Annotated in this window: 2 protein-coding genes; both read left to right on the plus strand. The window is 30.2% G+C overall.

Annotated features, from left to right (window positions below; all coding sequences use genetic code 11):
* A partial coding sequence (locus tag RM520_RS15215; RefSeq protein ID WP_311388567.1) for a hypothetical protein occupies positions 1-348 on the plus strand: 348 nt, incomplete at its 5' end.
* The coding region (locus RM520_RS15220) for a hypothetical protein (protein WP_311388568.1) at positions 349-629 on the plus strand (281 nt) is incomplete at its 3' end.

The following is a 629-nucleotide window of genomic DNA, read 5'->3' on the forward strand; positions in this document are numbered from 1 at the left end:
ACCGTTACCTGCAAGCCGAAAAAACAGATGAACACAGAAGAATTTGTAAAAGCATTTTATACCGAAAAACAGGATTTTCTAAAAGAATATTTATCAGAAAATCCCGAAACTGAAGTTGGACAATTAATTAAATCTCTTAACCTGACTAATGAGCAAAGTATAATAATGGAAAAAGTTATGCATTCTACTTTGACCGATGTTTTTTACTCAATACTTTTAGGTTTAGATGGTTGCGCTTCGATTGGCGGAACACAAGAAATGTATGAACTGAAAGACGAAAACGGAAATCAATTAACTGGAGAAATCGAAGGTTATGCGTATGAATATTTTCACGAATCAAATCAATAAATGTTAATAGGATATGTTGACTATTTAATTATTGCGATTTTAATCTTCCTAAATATCAAGTATTGGAAGATAAATTTTAAGAAAAAAGTAGGTTGTTTATTGGTTTCACTTTTGTTTGGGTTTGTACTTCCATTTATTTCAATGATTATCGAATTGCAAATTGTTGGAGAATGGATGGATAGTTTCGAAGTTGTTTATACTTTTTTACGATTTCCTACTTATTGGGTAATTGGAATTATTCAAATGATAATTATCGGAATTAGATTGAGCAGCAAATCAGA

Origin of the sequence: Croceitalea vernalis, from assembly GCF_031846405.1 — a bacterium.
GTDB lineage: Bacteria > Bacteroidota > Bacteroidia > Flavobacteriales > Flavobacteriaceae > Croceitalea > Croceitalea vernalis.